The sequence below is a fragment of the Rathayibacter sp. SD072 genome (genome assembly GCF_017355185.1).
In the GTDB taxonomy this organism is placed as follows: domain Bacteria; phylum Actinomycetota; class Actinomycetes; order Actinomycetales; family Microbacteriaceae; genus Rathayibacter.
Map to the genome: position 1 here is coordinate 1 of NZ_JADILJ010000085.1, position 5,852 is coordinate 5,852.

Sequence of the window (5,852 nt, forward strand, 5' to 3'; positions counted from 1 at the left end):
GGCGATGTCGGCGGCGGCCTGCTCGGGAGTCGCGGGGGCGCCGGCCCCGGCCTGGTCGGATCAGGCGCCCTGCATCCTCGATCGAGGGCCGGAGCGGCCCTCCGGGATGCGCTCGGGCACGGGGACGAGGGCGTGCGTGATCGCGCTCGAGAGGGTGAAGGCGCCGGAGTCGAGGTGCGAGGAGTGCCCGAGGCGGGTGGCCTCGTTGGCGCGCTGCTTCGCTCCGGAGGCGGGTCGGATGTCTCCGGAGAGGCTGATCTCGCCGAACGCCGCGATGCCGGGGCGGAGCGGCGTGTAGGCGTGCGCGGAGGCGATCGCGACGGCGATGGCGAGGTCGGCGGCGGGCTCCATCAGCTTCACTCCGCCGACCGTCGAGACGTACACGTCACAGCGCCGCAAGGGGATGCCTGCCTGCCGTTCGAGGACCGCGAGGATCATCGCGACGCGGGAGGCGTCGACTCCGTTCGTCACCCGGCGCGGGTGCTCGCCGTCGTTGGCGATGACGAGGGCCTGGATCTCGACGGGCAGGGCGCGCCGCCCCTCCATCGCCACGGTGACGCAGATGCCCGGGGTGGGGAAGCGGGTACGCGACAGGAAGAGGCCGCTCGGATCGGGGATCTCGGCGATGCCCTCGGCGGTCATCTCGAAGCAGCCGACCTCGTCGGTCGGGCCGAACCGGTTCTTGAGCGAGCGGACGAACCGCAGTGCCGTCTGGCGGTCGCCCTCGAAGTGGCAGACCACGTCGACCAGGTGCTCGAGCAGGCGCGGGCCGGCGATCGAGCCGTCCTTCGTCACGTGCCCGACGAGCACGAGCGGAAGCGCGCGTTCCTTGCAGACCCGGATCAGGGTGGCCGCGACCTCGCGGACCTGGCTCGGCCCGCCGGGCAGGCCGTCGACGGTGTCGCTCGCGACGGTCTGCACCGAGTCGACGATGAGGAGGTCGGGCTGCACCTCGTCGATCTGACCGAGGACCGTCGCGAGGTCGGTCTCGGCCGCGAGGTAGAGGCTGTCGTGCATCGCTCCGGTGCGCTCGGCGCGCATGCGGACCTGCGCGGCCGACTCCTCGGCGCTGACGTAGAGGACGCGCTGGCCCTCGGCGGCGGCGCGCGACGCGACCTCGAGCAGCAGCGTCGACTTGCCCACGCCGGGCTCGCCCGAGAGCAGGACGACCGCTCCTGAGACGATGCCGCCGCCGAGCACGCGATCGAGCTCGCCGACGCCGGTCGGCCGGTGGTGCGCCCCGGACGTGGTGGGGATCTCGGTGATCGGCCGGGCGACGCGCCCCGCGGAGGGAGCCACCGCCGCGACCGCACGGACCAGCCCTGTGCGCTCGGTGCTCTCGACGACCGTGCCCCACTGCTGGCACTCGCCGCAGCGGCCGACCCACTTGGCGGTCGTCCAGCCGCACTCCGAGCAGCGGTAGGCGGCGGTGCGCGTCTTCGAGGCGGCCATGAGGTCCTTCCGGAGCGGGTGGGAGGTGAGGGAGGGGTCTTCAGCGAGGCTAGGAGCCGCCTCCGACATCGGGCGTTCCTTCGAACGTGTCTTCGACGATACCGGGCGGCACCGACATGCGAGGGTGCCGCGCCCGCGCCGGGGAGAACGGTGCAGGCTCGCCACCTGTGGAGAGAGGCTCGCCCCGAGCGGCGCGCCGGCGCTGTCGGAGGTCTGCGGGAGGATGACCCCATGGCGTCGACAGTGCACCACCTCAAATCCGGCCGCGCGCTCGGGGTCTCCTGGACAGGTCCGGAGGACGCCGAGCACGTCGTCGTGCTGGCGCACCCCGCCCCCGGTTCGGCCGATCTCGATCCCGACCCCGCGGCGACCGCCCGGCACGGCGTCCGGCTGCTGTCGGTCGACCGCCCCGGCTACGGCGACTCCGAGCTGCTGAACGACCTCGACCAGGCCGGGGCCGGCGCCCCCGCGACTCCCGAGCAGGCCGCCGCCGACATCGCCGAGTACCTCGCCACCATCGGCATCGCCTCCGTCGCCGCCGCGGGCTGGTCGGCCGGCGGCCGCGTCGCGCTCGCGCTCTCGGCCAACTACCCGGGCCTCGTCGAGCGCGTGGCCGTGCTCGCGACTCCGGCGCCCGACGACGCCGTGCCGTGGGTCGGCGACGAGAACCGGGCGATGCTCGAGTCGCTGCGCGCGCTGCCGGTGGCCGACGCCGTCCAGACCCTCCGCGCCGCGCTCGAGCAGGCGTTCGGCCCGGCTCCCGCTCCGGCCGCCCTCCTCGGGATGCTCGGCGCGAGCGAGGCCGACGCCCCGCTGCTCGAGGCGCCCGGCGTTCGCGACCGCCTCCTCCGCATGCTCGGGCGAGCCGCTGCCCAGGGCGCCACCGGCATGGCCGCCGACATCATCGGCTACACGCTGCTCGACTGGGGCTTCGCGGTCGACGCCGTCGCCTCGCCCGCGCTCCTGCTCTACGGAGCCGAGGACGCCGAAGTCGGCCGCGTGCACGGCGAGTGGTACGCCGCGCGCCTGGCCGATTCGCGCCTCGAGGAGGTCCCCGGCCGCGGACACCTGCTCGCCGTCTCGGAGTGGGACCGCGTGCTCTCGTTCCTCCTGCCTGCGGTGGTCTGACCCGTCCGGCCCCTCGATCCCGCGCCGATTGGCGCGACTTGTGAGCGTCGCGTACACTCGACCCCGGTACCGTGTCCGAGCGGCCGAAGGAGCATGTCTCGAAAACATGTGTGGGCTTGCGTCCACCGTGGGTTCAAATCCCACCGGTACCGCCACTGTCGAAGGCCCCCCGCTTCCCCGGAAGCAGGGGGCCTTCGTCGTTCCCGGGGCGACGGATGCGCCGCCGATCGATGGTCCGGGGGCGTCCGCGCGTCGTTCCTCGCTGAGGGAGTAGGCCGGTCCGCTGCCGTATCGAGATCCGCGGTCTGCAGGCGGGCGGGTCTCGATACGCCGTTGCGCGGCTGCGTGAACTCGCGGTTAGACGTCTGCCGGTGGTCGGGGCGGCGATTGCGGCGGCCGGCGGTGAATTTGTAGGGCTCGACGCTACCGATTGCTCCGCAACTCAGTGACGAGGCGTGTGGCAGTGCTCGGGCTGACTATTGGCCTGTCTGCCACTGTCGCAAGTGGAGGAAGGACCAAGCCAGCTGCCGGTGCGCCCCGCGCGTGGCGGCTTCAGCGGCGTAGTAGCGGGAGCGACACCGCACGCGCTCGAGGAAGAACGCTGCATCTAGCTGTACAGGGTGCGTCTTCCCTTGGCCTCGGAGCTCGATCTGACGCGGGATTGGGCCCTTCCCCGGGTCTGAGACCCACTGATATGTCACCACATAAGACCTGGACGCCACGATTAGGTCGCACGCAGAGCGCCCCCGCGCTACTCCTTTGCAAGCGGCGAGGGGGCGTTTCGTCACTGTCAGGATATGTCTGGATCTTGCCAAGCCGCGATCGTCGCGTTGATCTGTGCCCGGCGGTACTCCGTCGCAAGCTTGAGCAGATATGCGGTGGGTGCATCATCTGGAATCGGCTGACCAAGATGCGTTCGAGGAGCATCTCGGGTGGTCACGAACCAGGTTGCCGCCGCACCGTGACCCTCCTTCAGGACGAGCGGATAGCGACGTTCCTGAGGCGTCTGGAAGCCAGTGATCCAGAACGACCCCTCCGGCAGTTGGGAGATCAACACGTCGTCCCCTGGAGGCTGAAAGCGATCGTCGACGTCTGCAGAGGAGAAGCTATGAGTCCAGAGCAGGGCCTCGAACGGATCGTCACCCTCGTGCGCCCCGCCATCCCTGATCTCCTTTACCCAGAGCATCAGCTCGTCCGTCGGTGGGTCCGGGTAGTTCGCTTTCCACCATTCCTTGAACTCTGGCTCTCGAGGCCTGGCGGTACTGCGGACGTGACGGAGCGTGTCGCCGTAGAGGCGGTTCTCCGCGGTCCGGATGTCGAACAGCGCGGACCGGATTCGGCGGATGGCCTCGCCTCCGCTGCCGGCGCCGTCGATTCCGGCAAGGGTCTGCTCGGCGTCTTGAACCCGCTGAAGTGCTCGTGCGTGGATGGTCATCGTGGCACCCTTCGCTGATGTGTGACTAAAGCTAGTGGCCGGACTGGACGAAGAAGAGATGCGGGCGCTCCGGGGCTTACGCCGCCTCGCTCGGATCGCGGATGCCGGGCGGAGGGGTGGTGCGATCTGTTCTCTCGTCGCGCGGAGATCAGTCGCCCGCTGGTGTGCACCACGATCCGCAGTGTCCTGGGTCGACCGCGACGCTCGACGGGTGGCGTCGTGGAGATCTGCAGGCATCGCCGGTTCTCTCGCCCTGGTGGGATGATCCCGATCGGAGCTGCTCGTCACGCGAATTAGGGTGGCGGGTCCTTCGAAGGCCTTCTCGGTTGGGTGATCGTGTTGATCCGAAGAGGGCTATTGTCCGGGCCCCTCGGTGTGCTTTGGATCGTCGTCTTCGTCGTCGTCATCCGCTTCCCTGGACAGAGATGCCGCCGAGGCGATGCACTCGCGGGCGGCTGGTCGCCGGAGTCTCCGTCGGAAGCGTGATGTTCGTCGTCGTCGAAAGCTTCTCGTGCACAGCTTCCGGCGATCTCGATCAGCAGCAACTTCGTGAACGGCGAGCGGCTCGCCCTGCTGCTGCCCGTGCTGTGGAGTGGAGTGGCAGTTGCAGTGACTTCCTCGCTCGCCGCTCTTCCGTCCCGACTCGCGCTTCGACGGAAGCGTCCGAGGGGGGAGTGACGGCGTGCCGCCGAGAGCTCCGTCTGCATTAGAGCGCGCCTCTCCGAGCATTCAAGACGAGTGGAGTTCTCCTGCGGAGCGAATCGGTCGCGGAGCGGCTGCGTCGAGGGCGGGCCGGACTCGGTCCTGCGCAGCCGCTGATCGGCGGTCAGCGCCGGCGGCGGGACGACGCCGCGTGCGCGAGGAGCGTCGCGACGACTCCGACGGCCACGCCGATGGCGGTTTCGAGGGCGCGGTCGCGGAGGAGGACGAGCTCGTCGGTGCGGTGGGCCAGCTCGACCATGAGGATCGCGAGCGGGGTCACGAAGGCCAGGGTGAGTCCGTAGTTGCGGCCGACGAAGAGCTCGGCGAGGACCTGGAGCAGGACGACGACGGCGATCGTGGCGAGCGGCGACAGGGGGAGGGCGAGGAGGGCGGCGGCGATCGCGACTCCGACGACGGTGCCGAGCATCCGGTGGCCCGCGCGGACCAGGCGGGCGGTGACGTCGGCGCCCGAGACGGCGGCGACAGCGGCGACCATCGCCCAGTAGGGGTGACCGAGGCCGGTGGCGGTGGGGATCGCGCCCGAGACGAGGACGACCGCGCCGAAGCGGAGCATCGCGGCGCGGGTCGTCGAGCGGGCGGCGGCGGCGCGGAACGAGGTGCGCCACGGGGTCGGCGGGAGGCGGCGGGCGCTCGGGGCGGCGACTCCCACCACTCCGACGAGGAGGGCGAAGGCGGCGGACGCGGCCGAGAGGAGGAACGCCTCCGGGATGCGCGAGGCGTCGGTGGGCACCGAGGCGCACGCGGTCACGGCGAACACGGGGAAGAGGGGGCCCGGCGGGTGCCAGTGCAGGGCATCGGTGAGGTAGGCGGCCGCCACCGCGACGGCGACGACCACGGGGATGATCAGCCACTCGCGGGCGGGGGAGAGGGCGACGGCGGTGCCGATCGTGACCGTCGCGACGAGGTAGCCGGCGGCCGAGAGCTGCATCCACAGGCGCGGGCGGTGCGTGTGCTGGCGACCGTAGAGCGCCGTGAAGGCGCCGAAGGTGGCGTAGAGCGCGAGATCGGTGCGCCCGAAGGCCCAGAGCACGAGGAGCGGCACGGCCATCGAGACGCCGGCGCGGATCGCGACGCGGTGGGCGCCGGCGTGCGGGCCGAGGGCGACGAGCTCCTT

The 5,852-nt window shown here is 71.2% G+C and carries 4 protein-coding genes and 1 tRNA gene; 2 read left to right on the forward strand and 3 right to left on the reverse strand.

Annotated elements, in window-relative coordinates; genetic code table 11:
- Positions 1–60 precede the first annotated feature (60 nt).
- Entirely contained in the window at positions 61–1,452 is a 1,392-nt protein-coding gene (radA, locus tag IOC53_RS18295; protein WP_207408009.1) for a DNA repair protein RadA, read from the reverse strand.
- A gap of 231 nt (positions 1,453–1,683) precedes the next feature.
- On the opposite strand from radA, the gene IOC53_RS18300 reads away from it, so the two are divergent.
- Together IOC53_RS18300 and IOC53_RS18305 are read left to right on the forward strand one after the other, a co-directional pair.
- Entirely contained in the window at positions 1,684–2,580 is an 897-nt protein-coding gene (locus tag IOC53_RS18300; RefSeq protein ID WP_207408011.1) for an alpha/beta fold hydrolase, read from the forward strand.
- 65 nt (positions 2,581–2,645) lie between these two features.
- A tRNA-Ser gene (locus IOC53_RS18305) sits at positions 2,646–2,735 on the forward strand.
- Positions 2,736–3,370: 635 nt separating this feature from the next.
- On the opposite strand, the gene IOC53_RS18310 is transcribed toward IOC53_RS18305, so the two are convergent.
- Both IOC53_RS18310 and IOC53_RS18315 read right to left on the reverse strand, forming a co-directional pair.
- Positions 3,371–4,015 (reverse strand): hypothetical protein, encoded by a 645-nt coding sequence (locus IOC53_RS18310; RefSeq protein ID WP_207408014.1) that lies wholly within the window; start codon positions 4,013–4,015, stop codon positions 3,371–3,373.
- An 826-nt stretch (positions 4,016–4,841) separates the two neighbouring features.
- On the reverse strand, positions 4,842–5,852 hold a 1,011-nt coding region (locus IOC53_RS18315), incomplete at its 5' end, for an FUSC family protein (protein WP_207408016.1).

Bases quoted from the DNA above. Each gene is read 5' to 3' on its own strand.
- radA (WP_207408009.1), bottom strand. From the start codon at position 1,452: ATGGCCGCCTCGAAGACGCGCACCGCCGCCTACCGCTGCTCGGAGTGC.
- IOC53_RS18300 (WP_207408011.1), top strand. From the start codon at position 1,684: ATGGCGTCGACAGTGCACCACCTCAAATCCGGCCGCGCGCTCGGGGTC.
- IOC53_RS18310 (WP_207408014.1), bottom strand. From the start codon at position 4,015: ATGACCATCCACGCACGAGCACTTCAGCGGGTTCAAGACGCCGAGCAG.